The sequence below is a fragment of the Streptomyces sp. NPDC101160 genome, assembly GCF_044768205.1.
In the GTDB taxonomy this organism is placed as follows: domain Bacteria; phylum Actinomycetota; class Actinomycetes; order Streptomycetales; family Streptomycetaceae; genus Streptomyces.
Window position 1 is genome coordinate 1 of the sequence record NZ_JBIWPJ010000012.1, and the last position, 16,786, is coordinate 16,786.

The following is a 16,786-nucleotide window of genomic DNA, read 5'->3' on the forward strand; positions in this document are numbered from 1 at the left end:
GGTACTGCAGGGGGGACCCTGTGGGAGAGTAGGACGCCGCCGAACAATCATTGTGGGAAAGCCCCGCACCGTATGGTGCGGGGCTTTTCTGCGTTCTGGGGCCGTTTAGGATCCGGGCATGCGCTATGACCTGATCATCTTCGACAACGACGGTGTGCTCGTCGACAGCGAGCCGATCTCCAACCGCATCCTGGCCGGCTACCTCACCGAGCTCGGGCACCCCACCACGTACGAGGAGTCGCTGCGGGACTACATGGGGTCGGCCATGCACCGGATCCACGAGCTGGTCGAGGAGCGCAGCGGGAAGCGGCTGCCGGCGGACTTCGACGACACGTTCCACGCGCAGGTCTTCGCCGCCTTCGAGCGCGAGCTGGAGGCCGTGGACGGGGCCGCCGCGGTGCTCAAGGGGCTGGCCGCGGAAGGGATTCCGTACTGCGTCGCCTCGTCGGGGAGCCACGAGCGGATCCGGGTCGGGCACCGGAAGACCGGGCTCGACGCCTGGTTCCGGGACGAGAACATCTTCAGTGCCGAGGACGTCGGCCGGGGCAAGCCGGAGCCGGACCTCTTCCTGCACGCCGCCGCACGGATGGGGGTGGCGCCGGAGCGGTGCGTCGTCGTCGAGGACAGCCGGCTCGGGGTGCAGGCGGCCGTCGCGGCCGGGATGGACGTGTACGGGTTCACCGCGATGAGCACCGAGGAGAAGCTGGCGGGGGCCACCGGCTTCTTCGGATGGATGGCGGAGCTCCCCGCCCGGCTCTCCCTGCCAGATTGTGATGGTGATCCATCTACCCAGCGGTAGGTTCCGGCCCTACGCTGTGCCGCCATGACAGATGCGCGGTTGCGGCGTGGGCGGGGCTCTCTGGCGGTCAGCTTCTTCGTGCAGGGCGTCACCTTCGCCCTGCTCGTGACCCGGATTCCGGCGATCCAGGACCAGTACGGGATATCCGACGGGCTGCTGCCCGTGTTCCTGGCCGCCGTGCCGGTGCTCGCCGGCGTGTCGAGCGTGGTCACCGAGAAGGTCGTCGCCCGCGTGGGCCCGTCGAACGTGCTGCGCTGGGCGCAGCCGCTGGTGCTGCTCGCGCTCCTTGCAGCCGGGGCCGGTTCCGGCCTCGCGTGGGCGGCCGTGGCGCTCGGGGCGTTCGGGCTCGCCGTCGGCTCGCTCGACGCGTCCATGAACATGCTCGGGGTGAGCCTCCAGCGGGCGTACGGGCGGTCCATCATGCTCGGCTTCCATGCCGCGTACAGCCTCGGTGGCATCGCCGGCGCCTCGCTCGCCTGGGTGGGGGCGCACTGGCATCTGTCGCTGTTCGTGTCGTATCTGCCGGTGGTGGCCGTGCTGCTGCCGGTCGCGTTCGTCGGGAGCCGCTGGTACGTGGACGGCGGGGCGGAGGCCGCCGAGGCTACCCAGGACGGGCCGGGCGGCTCGCAGGGTGTGGTGTTCCGGCTGTTGCTGCCGCTGTGCCTGGTGATGACCTTCGCGTACATCGGGGACTCGACGGTCTCCAACTGGTCGGCGAAGTACCTGCAGGACGTGCTGCACAGCTCGGAGGAGCTGGCGACCGTGCCGTACAACGCGTACATGGTGACGACGCTGCTCGGCCGGGCTGTCGGCGACTTCGGGGTGCGGCGTTTCGGGGCGGTCCTGGTGGTGCGGTGCGGGGCGGTCCTCGCGGCGCTCGGCTTCGCGGTGGTGGCGGCGGCGCCGGGGGCCTGGGTGGGGATGGCCGGGTTCACCATCCTGGGCCTGGGCCTGAGCGTGATCGTGCCGCAGACCTTCGCCGCCGCCGGGAGGTTGTTTCCCGGGGCGAGCGACGCGGCCGTGGCGCGGCTCAACGTCTTCAACTACGTGGGCTTCCTGGTGGGGTCGCCGCTCGTGGGCGCGCTCGGTGACGCGTGGTCGTACCGGGGCGCGATGCTGGTGCCGATGGTGCTGGTCCTGGTGACGGTGGTGTATGCCACGTCGTTCGGCGCTCAGAAGGCCCGATACGGTGGCGGGCATGAGCAGCCGCGCACTGTTGATGTGGGATGAAGCGGTCACGGGCTACGACTTCGGTCCGGAGCACCCGATGGATCCGGTGCGGCTCGCGCTGACCATGGGTCTGGTGCGGGCGTACGGGCTCGACCGCCGGGTCGACGTGGTGGCGGCGAAGCCGGCCGGGGAGTCGACGCTGCGGCTGGTGCACCGCGAGGACTACGTGGCGGCGGTGCGGGCCGCGTCGGCGGATCCGAAGGCGGCCGACCAGGCGTACGGGCTCGGTACGGAGGACGATCCGGCGTTCGCGGGGATGCACGAGGTGTCCGCGCTGATCGCCGGGCAGTCGGTGGGCGCGGCGGAGGCGGTGTGGCGCGGGGACGCGGCGCACGCGGTGAACTTCGCGGGCGGCCTGCACCACGCGATGCCGGGGTCGGCCTCCGGTTTCTGCATCTACAACGACGCGTCGCTGGCGATCGCCCGGCTGCTCGAACTGGGCGCGGAGCGGGTGGCGTACGTGGACGTGGACGTGCATCACGGGGACGGGGTGCAGGCGGCGTTCTGGGAGGATCCGCGGGTCCTGACGATCTCGCTGCACGAGCATCCGCGGACGCTGTTCCCGCAGACGGGCTGGCCCGAGGAGACCGGTGCGGCCGGCCCGGGGGAGGGCGGCGCGGTGAACCTGGCGCTGCCGGCGGGCACCGGGGACGCGGGGTGGCTGCGGGCCTTCCACGCGGTGGTGCCGGAGCTGCTCGCCGACTTCCGGCCGCAGGTGCTGGTGACGCAGCACGGCGCGGACACGCACTTCGAGGATCCGCTGGCGCATCTGGCGGTGTCGCTCGACGCGCAGCGGGCGGTGCAGGAGGCGTGCCACGAGCTGGCGCACGCGCATGTCGAGGGCGGGAAGTGGCTGGCGCTCGGCGGTGGCGGGTACGCGGTGGTGGACGTCGTACCGCGGTCGTGGACGCATCTGGTGGGGATCGCGGCGCACGCTCCGGTGGATCCGGAGTCGGTGATCCCGGAGTCGTGGCGGGACGAGGCGTACGCGCGGACGCGGCAGCCGGGTCCGCGGCGGATGACGGACGGGAGGTGGCCGGTGGCCTGGCGGGACTGGTCCGAGGGCTACGATCCGGCGGACCGGCTCGACCAGGCGGTCCTGGCGACGCGACGGGCGGCGTTCCCGCTGCGCGGTCTGCTGGCCTAGGGGGTGTCTCGCCGATCATGCCGGGCTCGCGACGCCTGGCACCGCGCCTCGCCGCGTTGTCGTCGGTCGCCGATGCTCCGCATGGACTCCCTCCTCCGCCTTGCGATGCACGGCACCAGACGCCGCTCCCTGATCCGGCCTGATCGACGAGACACCCCCTAGCGCCCCGCGACCGCATTGTTACGCCAACTGTGCGGTCTCGTACGGTTTTTGGTCCCCGGCCGGGGCCGGTCCGGCAGCATCGTGTGGGTGTTGAGTACCGGGGCGCTGCGGGCGCATCTGTTGGCGGCGGGGCTCGCCGGGACGGTGGCGACGCCGCGGGAGACGAGTCTGCGGAGCTACCGGGCCTTCGCCGCGCGCGATCCCCGGGTGACCCTCGGGCTCGATCCCGCGCGGTCCTGGGACGAGGCCGGGCTGCTGCGGCTGATGGCGGACCGGTGCGGGGTGTCGGCGGACCCGGCGCACCGCTCGGGGCCGGACGCGATCGACCCGGAGCGGACCCTGGGGGCGCTCGCGGCGTTCGCGGAACGGCTGGGGGAGGCGGCGGGCCGGCGGGCTCCGGTGCTCCTGGGGACGGGCCATCCGCACCGGTTGCTGGGTTTCTACGCCGGGCTCGCAGACGCTTTGTCGGCGGCGGGATGTCTTGTTCTCACCCCGGCGCAGGGGAGATGTGTCGACATAACGACCCGGTTCGGCGTACGCACGCACCTTCTCGACTACGTACGGGGGGTGGCTCTGGTGCGGGAACCGGGCCTGCCGGCCGCAGGGCGCGAGCCGGGGGCGCACACCCACTCACCGCTGCCGGTCAGGGCGGCCCTGGAGAGCGCGGCGGTGGCCGGCGGGCCGCTGCCGGAGCTGGTGGTGGGGGACCACGGCTGGGTCTGCGGGGCAGGTCAGCTGGGTATCGAGGCCATCGGGCTCGCCGACACGGACGATCCCGCGCTGTTCGTCGGGGAGGCCGAGGGACAGGTGTCCGTGACCGTTCCGCTTGATGACGGGGTCCGTTCGGACTACTACCGTCCACTCACGCGCTATGTACTCAATCGAGCGTGTCTGTCACGGTAAACAGCTGATCGCAGCTCCTCTTCCCCACTCGTACCACCCGCCCCTACTCTGGGCGTGAGCGTGCAGCGACGAAGAGTCACCGGAGGGGAAGCCGGTGGGCGTCGCGTACGGAAGGTACAGGTGGGTCATGGCTGCTGGCATGCCTCTCAACGAGGTGAAGTTCCTGACCGTGGCGGAGGTTGCCGCGGTGATGCGCGTCTCGAAGATGACCGTGTACCGGCTGGTGCACAGCGGTCATCTGCCCGCGATCCGGGTGGGAAGGTCCTTCCGGGTCCCGGAACAAGCCGTTCACGAGTACCTCAGGGAGTCCTTCGTGGGGGTGGCGACCGCGTAGCGAGCGCGGAGCCGTAAGCCCCGAATACGTCCTCGGTTAACAAGGGCGACGTTCTAGCCGGTAGGCTAGCCCCTCGTAGGTCGTGTGGGCCCAGACGCCCCGCACCGATCCCCGCTGGCGCGGGGATGTTCCGAGAAGTGAGCGAGGGTAGTCGTGGGCTCTGTTATCAAGAAGCGGCGCAAGCGGATGGCGAAGAAGAAGCACCGCAAGCTGCTCAAGCGCACGCGCGTTCAGCGTCGCAACAAGAAGTAAGCGCGACGCCCCAGCGGGCGTTTTCGCGTCGACGTGGCCTCCACCGGTTCGCCGGTGGGGGCCACGTTTTCATTGCGTCGAAACCTGCACGCGCTACCGTGGCCGTCAACGCAACGCAGTCAGCGGAACACCGACGGAAGGCGCTCGTCTTGGGCAAGGTCGTGCTCGTCACCGGTGCGGCCCGGCACCTCGGCGCCCGTTTCGTACGGCGGATCCAGCGCGACCCCGAGGTCGAGCGCGTCATCGCGGTGGACCGGGTCGACTCCCCGCACCCGCTGGGCGATGCGGTGTTCGTGCGCGCCGACATCCGCCGTCCGGCCATCGCCAAGGTCCTCGCCCAGCACGACGTGGACACGGTCGTCCACATGGACGTCACGGGCATGGCGCTCGGCTCCGGAGGCCGGACGTCGGTCAAGGAGACCAACGTCATCGGCACCATGCAGCTGCTCGGCGCCTGCCAGAAGTCGCCGCGGATCAAGCGGCTCGTGGTGAAGTCGAGCACGAGCGTGTACGGGGCCGCGCCGCGCGACCCGGCGGTCTTCACGGAGACGACGCCGGCCAAGTCGCTGCCGGGCGGCGGCTTCGCCAAGGACGCCGTCGAGGTCGAGGGATACGTACGGGGCTTCGCCCGGCGCCGCCCGGACGTGGCGGTGTGCGTGCTGCGGTTCGCGAACATCCTCGGGCCGCGGGTCGACTCCCCGCTCGCCGAGTACCTTTCCCTGCCGGTCCTGCCGACCGTCTTCGGCTACGACCCGCGGCTGCAGTTCGTCCACGAGGACGACGTCATGGACGTCCTGGAACTGGCCGCGGGCGAGCCGCGCCGGGCCACCCTCAACAGCGGCACGTTCAACATCGCCGGCGACGGGGTGCTGCTGCTCTCCCAGTGCGCCCGCCGGCTCGGCCGGCCGACCGTGCCGGTGCTGCTGCCCGCGGTGACCTGGGTGGGGCAGGCGCTGCGCACGGTCGGGATCACCGACTTCGCGCCGGAGCAGATCCGGCTGCTCACCCACGGCCGGGTCGTCTCCACCGTTCAGATGCGCGAGACGCTCGGCTTCACACCCGCCCGCACCACCGCCGACGCCTTCGCGGACTTCGCGCGCAGCCAGGGACCGGGGCTGCTGCCGCCGGAACTGCTCGCCGGGGCCGTGGACCGGCTCGCCGGGCGGCTCGCGCCCTCCACTCTTCAGAACGGCATGTGAGGAGCCCAGATCCGATGGCGGACGCCAAGGTCATTCCGTTCGACGACGACCGGTCACGGACGCGCCGAAGGCCCGTGACGAACGGCCGGGAGGCCGCCGTACGGGCGCTGCCGGCGCAGGCGGTCGCCGAGGAGCCCGAGACCGCGCCCGACGCGCCGGACGGGCCCGAGGCCGGGGCGTCCGGCGCCCCGGCGTCCGGCGCGGGCGCGGGTGCGGGCGCGGGCGCGCGGGACGGCTGGGAGCGGACGCTCGCGGGCGGCCTCGCGTTCCTGCGGCGGCGGGTCACCGGCGAGTACGAGGTCGACGAGTTCGGCCACGACGAGGAGCTCACCGACCAGGTCCTGATGCCGCTGCTGCGCCCGGTGTACGAGAAGTACTTCCGGGTGGAGGTGAAGGGCGTCGAGAACATCCCGAAGGAGGGCGGCGCCCTGGTGGTCGCCAACCACTCCGGGACGCTGCCGCTGGACGGCCTGATGATGCAGGTCGCCGTCCACGACCACCACCCGGCGGGCCGTCATCTGCGGCTCCTCGCCGCCGACCTGGTCTTCATGCTGCCGGTGATAAACGAGCTGGCCCGCAAGGCCGGACACACGCTGGCCTGCGCGGAGGACGCGGAGCGGCTGCTGAAGGGCGGCGAGATCGTCGGCGTGATGCCGGAGGGCTTCAAGGGCATCGGGAAGCCGTTCGCCGAGCGGTACAAGCTGCAGCGCTTCGGGCGGGGCGGTTTCGTGTCGACGGCGCTGCGGGCCGGGGTGCCGATCGTGCCGTGCTCGATCGTGGGCGCGGAGGAGATCTACCCGATGCTCGGCAACGCCAAGACGCTGGCGCGGCTGCTCGGTCTGCCGTACTTCCCGCTCACCCCGACCTTCCCCTGGCTGGGGCCGCTGGGCGCGCTGCCGCTGCCGACGAAGTGGACCATCCAGTTCGGCGAGCCCATCCCGACGGACGGCTATCCGCTGGAGGCGGCGGAGGACCCCATGCTGATGTTCAACCTGACGGACCAGGTCCGCGAGCAGATCCAGCACACGCTGTACAAGTTGCTGGTACAGCGGCGGTCGGTGTTCTTCTGAGACGAAGGGGCAGGGCGGGGCCCGGACCGGGGGCGCCCCGATCGACGGACGGAGTCCGGCGCAGCCGCCCGAAGCCCCTGAGGCCCCGGGGCCGAGGGGCGCGAGGGCGGCAGAGAAAGAGGGGCCAAGCTGCTGGTGCAGCGGCGGTCGGTGTTCTTCTGACCGTACGGGGGTGGGGCGCCGCCCTGCTCGGGCGGCGCCCCACCTCGTAACCCCGCGCGCTACTTCGCGTCGCTGCTGTCGATGCCGAGGCCCGGCAACAGTCCCGGCAGGATCGGCGGGATGGTGACGTCCGGGACGGGCGGCAGCGACTCCTCGCCGGACGGTGCCGTGCTCGGGCCCGTCTGTGGCGGGCTGAGCAGGCCGCCCGGGCCGCCGCCGAGGAGGCCGTCGTCGGAGGGCGTGCCCGGACCGGAGCCGGAGGGCGACGGCTGGGAGGCGTCGCCGCCGTGCGAGGGCGTCGCCGACGAGGTGTGCGTGCCCCTGGGGTCGGCCGCCGGGGTGTGTCGCGGCGTGCTCGGGCCGCCGGAGCCCACGGCGCCGCGGTCGGGGGTGCGCGGCAGGACCGACTGGAGCGGCTCGACGTCTTCGTCTATGGCCTTGAAGACGTCGTTCACCTCGTTGCCCACGTCCGTGAGCTGGACCGGGAGCCGGTCGCGCAGGCCGTCCCAGGTGGCGCGGTGGGCCTGGGCGAAGGAGTTGAGCCGGGCCATGGGGCCGATCTCACCGTCCCGCTCGTACGCCTGGCGGAGCAGCCGGTGGCCCTCGGAGGCGTCGTGCTTCATGCCGTCGAGGACCCGGCGGATCTCGCCGAGGGACTCGTGGTCGAGGTCGCCGGACCGGCCGCGCTCCATGAGACGGCGGGCCTCGCTGAGCCGGGTGGACGCCTGGTCGAGATAGATCCCGCCCCGGTCGGCGTCGTCGTCGGCCATCCCGAGCTTGATGTCCTCCATGCCCCGCTTGAGGCCGTAGAGGGAGTCACCGGGGAGGGCGTCGGAGCTGGCAGCGGCCACTCCGCTGAACGCCCCGGCGGCCACACCGACCGTGAGCCCGCCGGCGGCGAGGCCCTTGGTCCAGCGGGAGCGCGGACGCAACTTGCGGAGCGGGGAGGCCCGGTGGGCTCCCTTCCCGGCGGTCCGCTGCTCCGGCACCGTAGGGCCCGCGGCGGCGCTCCCCTCCGCGAACATGGCTTCCATGGCGGCGACGAGCTGGGCTCGCTGCACCACCTTCACCTCGGGGTCCATCTGTGGTTTCGGCAGCTCGCCGAGACCGTGCGCCAGGGCCAACAGCGGTCCGTGCTCGGCCGGTTCGGCCGGTGCCTCGGGCTGTTCGGCCGCCCCGCCCCCGGACGTCCGATCCTCCAGGGTCTGGGCGAAGGCGTTCGCCCGCCGGTGCGCCGAAACGTTCGCGATCACTGGCGGCACCTCCTCTCGTCATGACGGTCGACTCCCTGGGGGGTTCGGAAGGTTGCACACCTTGAGCGCTTCCACACGAAAGAGTGAGTGGAAGTGGACACGGCGTGACCACAGGGAGCCTGCATTTCGCACAACGAGCGGCGCGGCACTTGGGTTACGCGCGAAAGATGATCGGACCAGTGCGTCATCGAGGCGTCACCGACTGTGAGTTGGGACGGGGTGGTGGGAGTGAGTGGGGGGACGGACTGCGGGGCGATCGGAGGGGCGACCGGAGGTACGAGTCGCGGGGCGAGCGGCGGGGGCGTGTGTGGGGGGCGCCGAGCGGTCAGCGGGCGTCGTCCGGGAGGAGGCGGGCCAGGGTGCGCACGGCCCGGTACTGGAGGGTCTTGATCGCTCCCTCGTTCTTGCCCATGACCCGGGCGGTCTCGGCGACCGACAGGCCCTGGAGGAAGCGGAGGGTGACGCACTCCTGCTGCTGGGGGTTGAGCCGGCGCACCGCGTCGAGGAGGGCCGCGTTGGAGAGGGACTCGAGGACGGAGTCCTCCGGGCTGCGCTCGACCTCGTTGGCGTCCAGCATCTCGCCGGTGGTGACTTCCAGGCGGAAGCGGCTGGACTTGAAGTGGTCGGCGACCAGGTTCCGGGCGATGGTGACGAGCCAGGCGCCGAAGTCGCGGCCCTGCCAGGTGAAGGTGGAGATGCGGCGCAGGGCGCGCAGGAACGTCTCGCTGGTGAGGTCCTCCGCCGTCGCCTTCCCGCCGACGCGGTAGTAGATGTAGCGGTAGACGGTGTCGCTGTACTGGTCGTAGAGCCGGCCGAAGGCCTCGGCCTCGCCGGCCTGGGCGCGCTCGACCAGGTCCATCATGCGGGCGCTGTCGCTGTCGGCGGTGGGCCTGCGGGCGGCGGTCGAGGTTCCGGCGCCGCCGCGCGTGCCGCGTCTGCCGACGGCGGCACCGCTTTCGGCCAGGGCGTAGCAGGGTCCGGCGGGTGCCGGGCCGGTGAAGGCGAAGGCGGATACGGGGACGGCGTACGCGGTGGGGACGAAGCCGCGCAAGTGGTCGAGGACCGTTGCGCGCAGCGTAGCCAGGCCCGAGGCGTCAACCCCGACGTGTGGGTACACGGGACTCCCAGAGGCAGAGCTTCCATCACGTGCAGTGCGGGACCGTTCACTCGTCGTGGCGACGTGTGGGGTCCCTTGTGCGTCTGAGGAGAATAACGCTTCGTACAGGCAGCGCTACACCGAGTTGCTGAAATCATCGTTTCGGTCGCATCCATTACCGCTTCAAGGCGGAACTAGTCGCACTTGGTGATCTGTTATTGATCGAATTGCTTCCGAGTGTGATCAAAGCCGGAGTCGGTTGTGGCCGACTGCGGGGCGGGGGAGTGATCGGTGCCGCTGCCGGGTAGGAAGCGCGGAATGCCCGGGCGTCGCCGTGTGCGGGCGTGTTCGACCACGGACGGGTGAGCGCCGTCGGTCCGTGGTTGTCGCAGGCGATCGCAGCCGAAACGTATCCGCATGATCCCTACGGGACGGTCGGACACGGGCCGTTACGGACGAGACGCGCGGAACAGGCTCGCGCGGGACGGGACGGCGAGCAGCGAGGCCGTGAGGAGCGGGACGGCGGGAAGCGGGACGGCGGGAAGCGAGGCGGCGGGCAGCGCGACGGTGCGGGACGGGCTCGCGCTCAGCGGCGGCGGCGGTGCAGCGCGAGCGCGGCGGCCGCGCCGCCCGCGAGGGCGCCGACGCCCGCGGCGGCCGGGATGCCCACCTTGGCCGCCTTGCGGCCGGTCCGGTAGTCGCGCAGCCGCCACTCGCGCTCCTTGGCGTACCGGTGCAGCTTGGCGTCCGGGTTGATCGCGTACGGGTGGCCGACGAGCGACAGCATCGGGATGTCGTTGTGCGAGTCGCTGTACGCGGCGCAGCGGGCCAGCTCCAGGCCCTCGGCGGCCGCCAGCGCCCGTACCGCCTCGGCCTTGGCCGGGCCGTGCAGCAGCTCGCCGACGAGCCGTCCGGTGTAGACGCCGTCGACGGACTCGGCGACCGTGCCGAGCGCGCCGGTCAGGCCGAGCCGGCGGGCGATGATCGTCGCGGTCTCGACCGGGGCGGCGGTGACCAGCCACACCTTCTGGCCGGCGTCCAGGTGTGCCTGGGCGAGGGCGAGGGTGCCGGGCCAGATCCGGTCGGCCATGTACTCGTCGTAGATCTCCTCGCCGATCGACATCAGCTCGGAGACCCGGTGGCCCTTGACGATGGAGAGCGCGCTGTCGCGGGCCTCCTGCATGTGCGCGGGGTCCTCGACGCCGGCGAGCCGGAACCACGCCTGCGCCCAGGCGAACCGGGCCAGGTCGCGGCTGTCGAAGAACTTCCGCTTGTACAGGCCGCGGCCGAAGTGGAAGAGCGCGGCGCCCTGCATCACGGTGTTGTCGAGGTCGAAGAAGGCGGCGGCCAGTTCGTCGCCGACGACCGGGAACTCCGCTTCCGCGGGGAGGGTCTCGGGGATCTCCGCCGCCTCGGCGGCGGCTTCCTCCCGCTCCTGCTCGAGCTGAGCCGACGTCTTGCGCGCCGCCTCGGCGGCGGCCTCGCCTGCGAGGACGCTGCGCGCGGTGGCGGAGCGCCTACGGGGGGTGAGCCATCCCAGAGCGGCCATGTTGCGAGCATAGATGCTCTGTTCGGTACTTCCCGACTCGTGAGGATGCCGCGGCGTGAACAGTCGGGGACTCCTCTGTCGGCCGGGCCGCAGAATGGACGCCATGTTCGGGACGTTCGGTCGTACGAAGAAGAAGAGCGGTCCGCGCACGGTGACCCTGATCGGCAGGCCGGGGTGCCATCTGTGCGACGACGCGAGGGCGGTGATCGAGGCGGTGTGCGCCGAGACGGGTGCACGCTGGGAGGAGAAGGACATCACACAGGACGAGGAGCTCTACCGCGCGTACTGGGAGCAGATCCCGGTGGTGCTCGTCGACGGCGAACAGCACACCTTCTGGCGGGTGGACGCGGGGCGGCTGCGGCGCGAACTGGGTGCGTGACCGAAAGACGGCTACCATCGAGGACGTTTTGTTGGGTTTCGGGGGCAGCGTCACAAGGAGAGTGTGCGGCTTTGCCCCCTTCGGGATCTCAACGCTCCGGCGCGCTCCGCGGTTCCACGATGACGGGAACCGGCCGCGTGACCCCGGTCACTTTGGCCGGACAAAACGGACACCATCTTTGTGCACGCGTTCACAAAGACATAGCCTGCATTCGACGGGGCGGTCCTGGGACGCATGGCCGCCTGCAGCCCCGCTCATCCCGCAGGAGCACCGTGGCAACTGGCCGAACTCACCGACCGGCGACCCGTAGCCGAGGAATTCCCGAGGCCACCGTCGCCCGTCTCCCGCTGTATCTGCGTGCCCTCACGGCACTGTCGGAGCGCTCTGTTCCGACGGTCTCCTCCGAGGAGCTCGCGGCCGCCGCGGGGGTCAACTCCGCGAAGCTGCGCAAGGACTTCAGCTACCTCGGCTCGTACGGGACGCGCGGCGTCGGCTACGACGTCGAGTACCTCGTCTACCAGATCTCCCGCGAACTCGGCCTGACCCAGGACTGGCCGGTCGTGATCGTCGGCATCGGTAACCTCGGCGCCGCCCTCGCCGGCTACGGCGGGTTCGCCTCCCGTGGCTTCCGGGTCGCCGCGCTCATCGACGCCGACCCGGCGATGAAGGGCAAGCCGGTCGCCGGCATGCCCGTGCAGCACAGCGACGACCTCGAGAAGATCATCGAGCAGGACCGGGTCTCCATCGGCGTCATCGCCACCCCGGCCGGCGTCGCCCAGCAGGTCTGCGACCGGCTGGTGGCCGCCGGGGTCACCTCGATCCTGAACTTCGCGCCGACCGTGCTCTCCGTGCCCGACGGCGTGGACGTGCGCAAGGTCGACCTCTCCATCGAGCTCCAGATCCTCGCCTTCCACGAGCAGCGCAAGGCCGGCGAGGAGCCGGGCGCCGAGCAGGGCACGGCCGAGTCCGGTGCCGCCGAGACCGGCCACGTACCGGCCGGCTCCGTCGCCGCCCCCGTCCCGGCGGCCGCCCGGAGCGCCGCGGACCCCACCCGTAACGGACCTGACGGGGACATGCCCGCCGTGATGCCCGCATGAGCCTCCTCGTCGTCGGCCTCAGCCACCGCAGCGCCCCCGTCAGCGTCCTGGAGCGGGCCTCCCTCTCCGCGGACGCCAAGGTCAAGCTGCTGCACGACACCCTCGCCGCCGAACCGGCCGCCGAGGGCGCCGTCCTGGCCACCTGCAACCGCATCGAGCTCTACGCCGACGTGGACAAGTTCCACGCCGGGGTCGCCGAGCTGTCCACGCTGCTCGCCCAGCACAGCGGCGTCGGACTCGAAGAGCTCACCCCTTATCTCTATGTGCACTACGAGGACCGGGCCGTCCACCACCTCTTCTCGGTGGCCTGCGGCCTGGACTCCATGGTCGTCGGCGAGGGCCAGATCCTCGGCCAGATCAAGGACGCCCTCGCCGTCGGCCAGGACGAGCACACCGCCGGGCGGCTCCTGAACGACCTGTTCCAGCAGGCCCTGCGGGTCGGCAAGCGCGCCCACAGCGAGACCGGCATCGACCGGGCCGGTCAGTCCCTCGTCACCTTCGGCCTGCAGCAGCTCGCCGAAGAGGCCGAGGTCGCCGACTGGGCCGCGGGCAAGCGCGCCCTCGTCATCGGCGCCGGCTCGATGTCCTCGCTCGCCGCCGCCACCCTCGCGCGGGCCGGCGTCGCCGAGATCGTCGTCGCCAACCGCACCATGGCCCGCGCCGAGCGGCTCGTCGAGATCCTCACCGAGCCCGGAGGTACGGGCGTGGCCGCACGCGCGGCCGAGATGGTTGCCGTCGGCGACGAACTGACACGTGCCGACATCGTCGTCTCCTGCACCGGCGCCACCGGACTCGTCCTCACCGGCGAGGCCGTCGAGACCGCCGTACAGGGGCGCGACAAGCCCCTGTACCTCCTCGACCTCGCGATGCCCCGCGACATCGACGCCGCCGCCCACCGCATGCCCGGTGTCCGGCTCGTCGACATCGAGTCGCTCGCCGAGGCGTCCGCCGACGCGCCCATGGCGGGCGACGTCGACCAGGTGCGCACCATCGTCTCCGACGAGGTCGCCGCCTTCGGCGCCGCCCAGCGGGCCGCCCACATCACGCCGACCGTCGTCGCCCTGCGCGCCATGGCCGCCGACGTGGTCGCCGGCGAGATGGCCCGCCTCGAAGGCCGGCTGCCCGGCCTCGACGACAAGCAGCGCGCCGAGATCACCCAGACCGTGCGCCGCGTGGTCGACAAGCTGCTCCACGCGCCGACCGTGCGCGTCAAGCAGCTCGCCAGTGAGCCCGGCGGCGCCGGGTACGCGGACGCACTGCGGACACTCTTCGACCTCGACCCGGAGACGGTTGCCTCTGTCAGCCGGGCCGACCTGAACGACGGTGACGTCAAGAACCGAGGGCGAGTATGACCGAGAGGGCACTGAGGCTCGGGACCAGGCGCAGCAAGCTCGCCATGGCCCAGTCCGGACATGTGGCCGACGCCGTCCGGCAGCTGACCGGCCGGCCCGTCGAGCTCGTGGAGATCACGACGTACGGGGACACCTCGCGCGAGCACCTGGCGCAGATCGGCGGCACCGGTGTGTTCGTCGCCGCGCTGCGCGACGCGCTGCTCGCCGGCGAGGTCGACTTCGCCGTGCACTCCCTCAAGGACCTGCCGACCGCGCTCCACCCCGACCTGGTGCTCGCGGCCATCCCGAAGCGCGAGGACCCGCGCGACGTGCTCGTCGCCCGCGCCGGGCTCACGCTCGACACGCTGCCCGCCGGCGCCCGCGTCGGCACCGGCTCGCCGCGCCGCATGGCCCAGCTCAACGCGTACGCGCGCAGCCACGGCCTGACCATCGAGACCGTGCCGATCCGCGGGAACATCGACACCCGCGTCGGCTACGTGCGCAAGGGAGAGCTGGACGCGGTGGTACTCGCCGCGGCCGGTCTCAACCGCATCGGCGGAACCGAGGAGCTCACCGGCTCCCTGTCGCTCGACCACCTGTCGGTCGACGTGGTCCTGCCCGCCCCCGGCCAGGGGGCCCTGGCCGTCGAGTGTCCGGCGTCCGACGCCGACCTCGTCGCCGCGCTCGCCGCGCTCGACGACCCGTACACCCGGGCCGCCGTGACCGCCGAGCGATCCCTGCTCGCCGCCCTGGAGGCCGGCTGCTCCGCACCCGTGGGTGCGCTGGCCGACCTGCTGGCAGACGGCCCTCGTTCCGAGCAGGTTGTCACCGAAATGCGCCTCCGCGGCGTCGTCGGCACCACCGACGGCTCCACGCTGGTGCAGCTGTCCACCACCGGTCCCGTACCCACCTCCTACGACGAGGCGACGGCGCTCGGACGCGAACTCGCGGACGAGATGCTCGCCAAGGGTGCGGCCGGTCTTATGGGGGAGCGAGCACTTTGAGCCCCACCAGCCCGACCACCAGCCCCGCGTCCGCCGCCTGTTACGGCCACGGTCACGTCACCTTCCTCGGCGCCGGACCCGGCGACCCCGGACTGCTGACGCTCCGGGCCGTCGAGGCCCTGGCCGGCGCGGACGTCCTGATCGCCGAGCCGGAGGTGCTCGAAGTCGTTCGCGGGCATGCGCGCGCGGGCGTGAGCACGCCTGAGCTGACGGTTGTCGACGAGGCGTCAACAACCGTCGGTGTCCCCGTGTTGAGGGATGCGACCAATCTTGTCATGGAGGCCGCGAGGGGCGGCAAGCGGGTCGTCCGTGCGGTGACCGGCGACCCCGGCCTCGACGGCAACGCCGGCAGCGAGATGCTCGCCTGCGCCGCCGAGGGCATCCCCTTCGAGGTCGTCCCCGGCGTCGCCACGGCCGTCGGCGTGCCCGCGTACGCCGGCGTCCCGCTGCGCGACGCGCAGGGCACCGACGTCCGCTTCGTCGACGCCCGCACCGCCGACGACCGGTGCTGGGCCGAGGTCGGCGCCTCCGATGGCACCGTCGTCGTGTCCACGTCCCTGGATTCGGTCGCCGCGGCGGCCGGTGAGCTGGTGGCGGCTGGCCGTAAGCCGGACACCCCGCTCACCGTCACCATCGCCGGTACGACGACCCGCCAGCGCACCTGGACCGCGACGCTCGGCACCATCGCCCAGGTCTTCAAGCAGGGCAAGGTGCTCCCCTCGCCCGAGGGCCACCGCCCCGCGATAGCCGTGGTCGGCGAGCGCAGCGCGCCCGCGCAGCGCGACCAGCTGTCGTGGTTCGAGTCCAAGCCGCTCTTCGGCTGGCGCGTGCTCGTACCGCGCACCAAGGAGCAGGCCGCGTCGCTCTCCGACCAGCTGCGCTCGTACGGCGCCGTGCCGCACGAGGTCCCGACCATCGCCGTCGAGCCGCCGCGCACGCCGCAGCAGATGGAGCGCGCGGTCAAGGGCCTCGTCACCGGCCGCTACGAGTGGATCGCCTTCACGTCGGTCAACGCCGTCAAGGCCGTCCGCGAGAAGTTCGAGGAGTACGGGCTCGACGCCCGCGCCTTCGCCGGCATCAAGGTCGCCGCGGTGGGCGAGCAGACCGCCGCCGCGCTCGTCGACTTCGGCGTCAAGCCGGACCTGGTGCCGAGCGGCGAGCAGTCCGCCGCGGGGCTCCTGGAGGACTGGCCGCCCTACGACCCGGTCTTCGACCCGATCGACCGCGTCTTCCTGCCGCGCGCCGACATCGCCACGGAGACCCTGGTCGCCGGTCTGATCGAGCTCGGCTGGGAGGTCGACGACGTCACCGCCTACCGCACCGTCCGCGCCTCGCCGCCGCCGGCGGACACGCGCGAGGCGATCAAGGGCGGCGGCTTCGACGCGGTCCTCTTCACGTCCTCGTCGACGGTCCGGAACCTGGTCGGCATCGCCGGCAAGCCGCACAACGTCACGGTCATCGCCTGCATCGGCCCCGCGACGGCCAAGACGGCGGAGGAACACGGCCTGCGCGTCGACGTCCTCTCCCCCGAGCCGTCCGTCCACAAGCTCGCCGAGGCCCTGGCCGACTTCGGCCTCCGCCGCCGCGCGGCGGCGCTGGAGGCGGGCGACCCGGTGACCCGCCCGAGCGAACGCCGCCCGGGCGCGCGGAGGCGCAGGACGACGTAGCCGTCGGTTGCAGGCCGCGTGACGCCCGCGGGGCGCGATTCCATTGAGGACTCGCGCCCCGCGCGCGTTTCCGACGACGCCGACCGCCGGCCGGGGTGCCGCGCGGCGCGCGGCGCGGCACCCCCGTCCCCCCCCGTTGTGGGCAGTTGTCC

Annotated in this window: 16 protein-coding genes; 13 read left to right on the top strand and 3 right to left on the bottom strand. The window is 72.1% G+C overall.

What is annotated here, in order from left to right:
* The first annotated feature begins 118 nt into the window (after positions 1-118).
* The 8 genes from ACIRSU_RS32895 (at position 119) to ACIRSU_RS32930 (ending at position 7,096) form a co-directional block, all read left to right on the top strand.
* Positions 119-799, top strand: a complete 681-nt coding sequence (locus ACIRSU_RS32895; protein WP_403800117.1) for an HAD family hydrolase — start codon at positions 119-121, stop codon at positions 797-799.
* Positions 800-823: 24 nt separating this feature from the next.
* Positions 824-2,029 (top strand): MFS transporter, encoded by a 1,206-nt coding sequence (locus tag ACIRSU_RS32900; protein WP_403800120.1) that lies wholly within the window; start codon positions 824-826, stop codon positions 2,027-2,029.
* Entirely contained in the window at positions 1,998-3,176 is a 1,179-nt protein-coding gene (locus ACIRSU_RS32905; RefSeq protein WP_403800122.1) for an acetoin utilization protein AcuC, read from the top strand. The genes ACIRSU_RS32900 and ACIRSU_RS32905 overlap by 32 nt, the downstream gene beginning before the upstream one ends.
* Positions 3,177-3,425: 249 nt before the next feature.
* Entirely contained in the window at positions 3,426-4,241 is an 816-nt protein-coding gene (locus ACIRSU_RS32910; RefSeq protein WP_403800124.1) for a phosphatase, read from the top strand.
* 127 nt (positions 4,242-4,368) lie between these two features.
* Positions 4,369-4,575, top strand: a complete 207-nt coding sequence (locus tag ACIRSU_RS32915) for a helix-turn-helix domain-containing protein (RefSeq protein WP_389215133.1) — start codon at positions 4,369-4,371, stop codon at positions 4,573-4,575.
* A 153-nt stretch (positions 4,576-4,728) separates the two neighbouring features.
* Complete coding sequence (locus ACIRSU_RS32920) at positions 4,729-4,827, top strand: 30S ribosomal protein bS22 (RefSeq protein WP_003948845.1); 99 nt, start codon at positions 4,729-4,731, stop codon at positions 4,825-4,827.
* A gap of 149 nt (positions 4,828-4,976) precedes the next feature.
* Entirely contained in the window at positions 4,977-6,026 is a 1,050-nt protein-coding gene (locus ACIRSU_RS32925; protein WP_403800127.1) for an NAD-dependent epimerase/dehydratase family protein, read from the top strand.
* 14 nt (positions 6,027-6,040) lie between these two features.
* Positions 6,041-7,096, top strand: coding sequence for a lysophospholipid acyltransferase family protein (locus ACIRSU_RS32930; RefSeq protein ID WP_403800130.1), 1,056 nt, complete (start codon positions 6,041-6,043; stop codon positions 7,094-7,096).
* Between the two features lie 221 nt (positions 7,097-7,317).
* Here ACIRSU_RS32930 and ACIRSU_RS32935 read toward each other — a convergent pair whose 3' ends face one another.
* The 3 genes from ACIRSU_RS32935 to ACIRSU_RS32945 all read right to left on the bottom strand — a co-directional run bounded on the left by ACIRSU_RS32935 (position 7,318) and on the right by ACIRSU_RS32945 (position 11,156).
* Entirely contained in the window at positions 7,318-8,511 is a 1,194-nt protein-coding gene (locus ACIRSU_RS32935; protein WP_403800132.1) for a DUF5667 domain-containing protein, read from the bottom strand.
* A 325-nt stretch (positions 8,512-8,836) separates the two neighbouring features.
* Complete coding sequence (locus ACIRSU_RS32940) at positions 8,837-9,628, bottom strand: ECF subfamily RNA polymerase sigma factor, BldN family (RefSeq protein ID WP_403800135.1); 792 nt, start codon at positions 9,626-9,628, stop codon at positions 8,837-8,839.
* 565 nt (positions 9,629-10,193) lie between these two features.
* Entirely contained in the window at positions 10,194-11,156 is a 963-nt protein-coding gene (locus ACIRSU_RS32945) for an HAD family hydrolase (RefSeq protein WP_403800137.1), read from the bottom strand.
* 103 nt (positions 11,157-11,259) lie between these two features.
* Here ACIRSU_RS32945 and ACIRSU_RS32950 point away from each other — a divergent pair, with 103 nt between their 5' ends.
* The 5 genes from ACIRSU_RS32950 to ACIRSU_RS32970 all read left to right on the top strand — a co-directional run bounded on the left by ACIRSU_RS32950 (position 11,260) and on the right by ACIRSU_RS32970 (position 16,634).
* Complete coding sequence (locus tag ACIRSU_RS32950) at positions 11,260-11,535, top strand: glutaredoxin family protein (protein WP_403800140.1); 276 nt, start codon at positions 11,260-11,262, stop codon at positions 11,533-11,535.
* 272 nt (positions 11,536-11,807) lie between these two features.
* On the top strand, positions 11,808-12,632 hold the full coding sequence (locus ACIRSU_RS32955; protein ID WP_403800143.1) for a redox-sensing transcriptional repressor Rex: 825 nt from the start codon (positions 11,808-11,810) through the stop codon (positions 12,630-12,632).
* Positions 12,629-13,984 carry a glutamyl-tRNA reductase gene (locus tag ACIRSU_RS32960; RefSeq protein WP_403800144.1) on the top strand — a complete coding sequence of 452 codons (1,356 nt, stop codon included), beginning with the start codon at positions 12,629-12,631 and terminating at the stop codon, positions 13,982-13,984. The genes ACIRSU_RS32955 and ACIRSU_RS32960 overlap by 4 nt, the downstream gene beginning before the upstream one ends.
* A complete protein-coding gene (gene hemC / locus ACIRSU_RS32965; protein WP_403800147.1) occupies positions 13,981-14,967 on the top strand; it encodes a hydroxymethylbilane synthase in 987 nt (328 codons plus the stop codon). Before ACIRSU_RS32960 ends, hemC begins: the two co-directional genes overlap by 4 nt.
* A complete protein-coding gene (locus ACIRSU_RS32970; RefSeq protein ID WP_403800150.1) occupies positions 14,964-16,634 on the top strand; it encodes a uroporphyrinogen-III synthase in 1,671 nt (556 codons plus the stop codon). Before hemC ends, ACIRSU_RS32970 begins: the two co-directional genes overlap by 4 nt.
* Positions 16,635-16,786 lie beyond the last annotated feature (152 nt).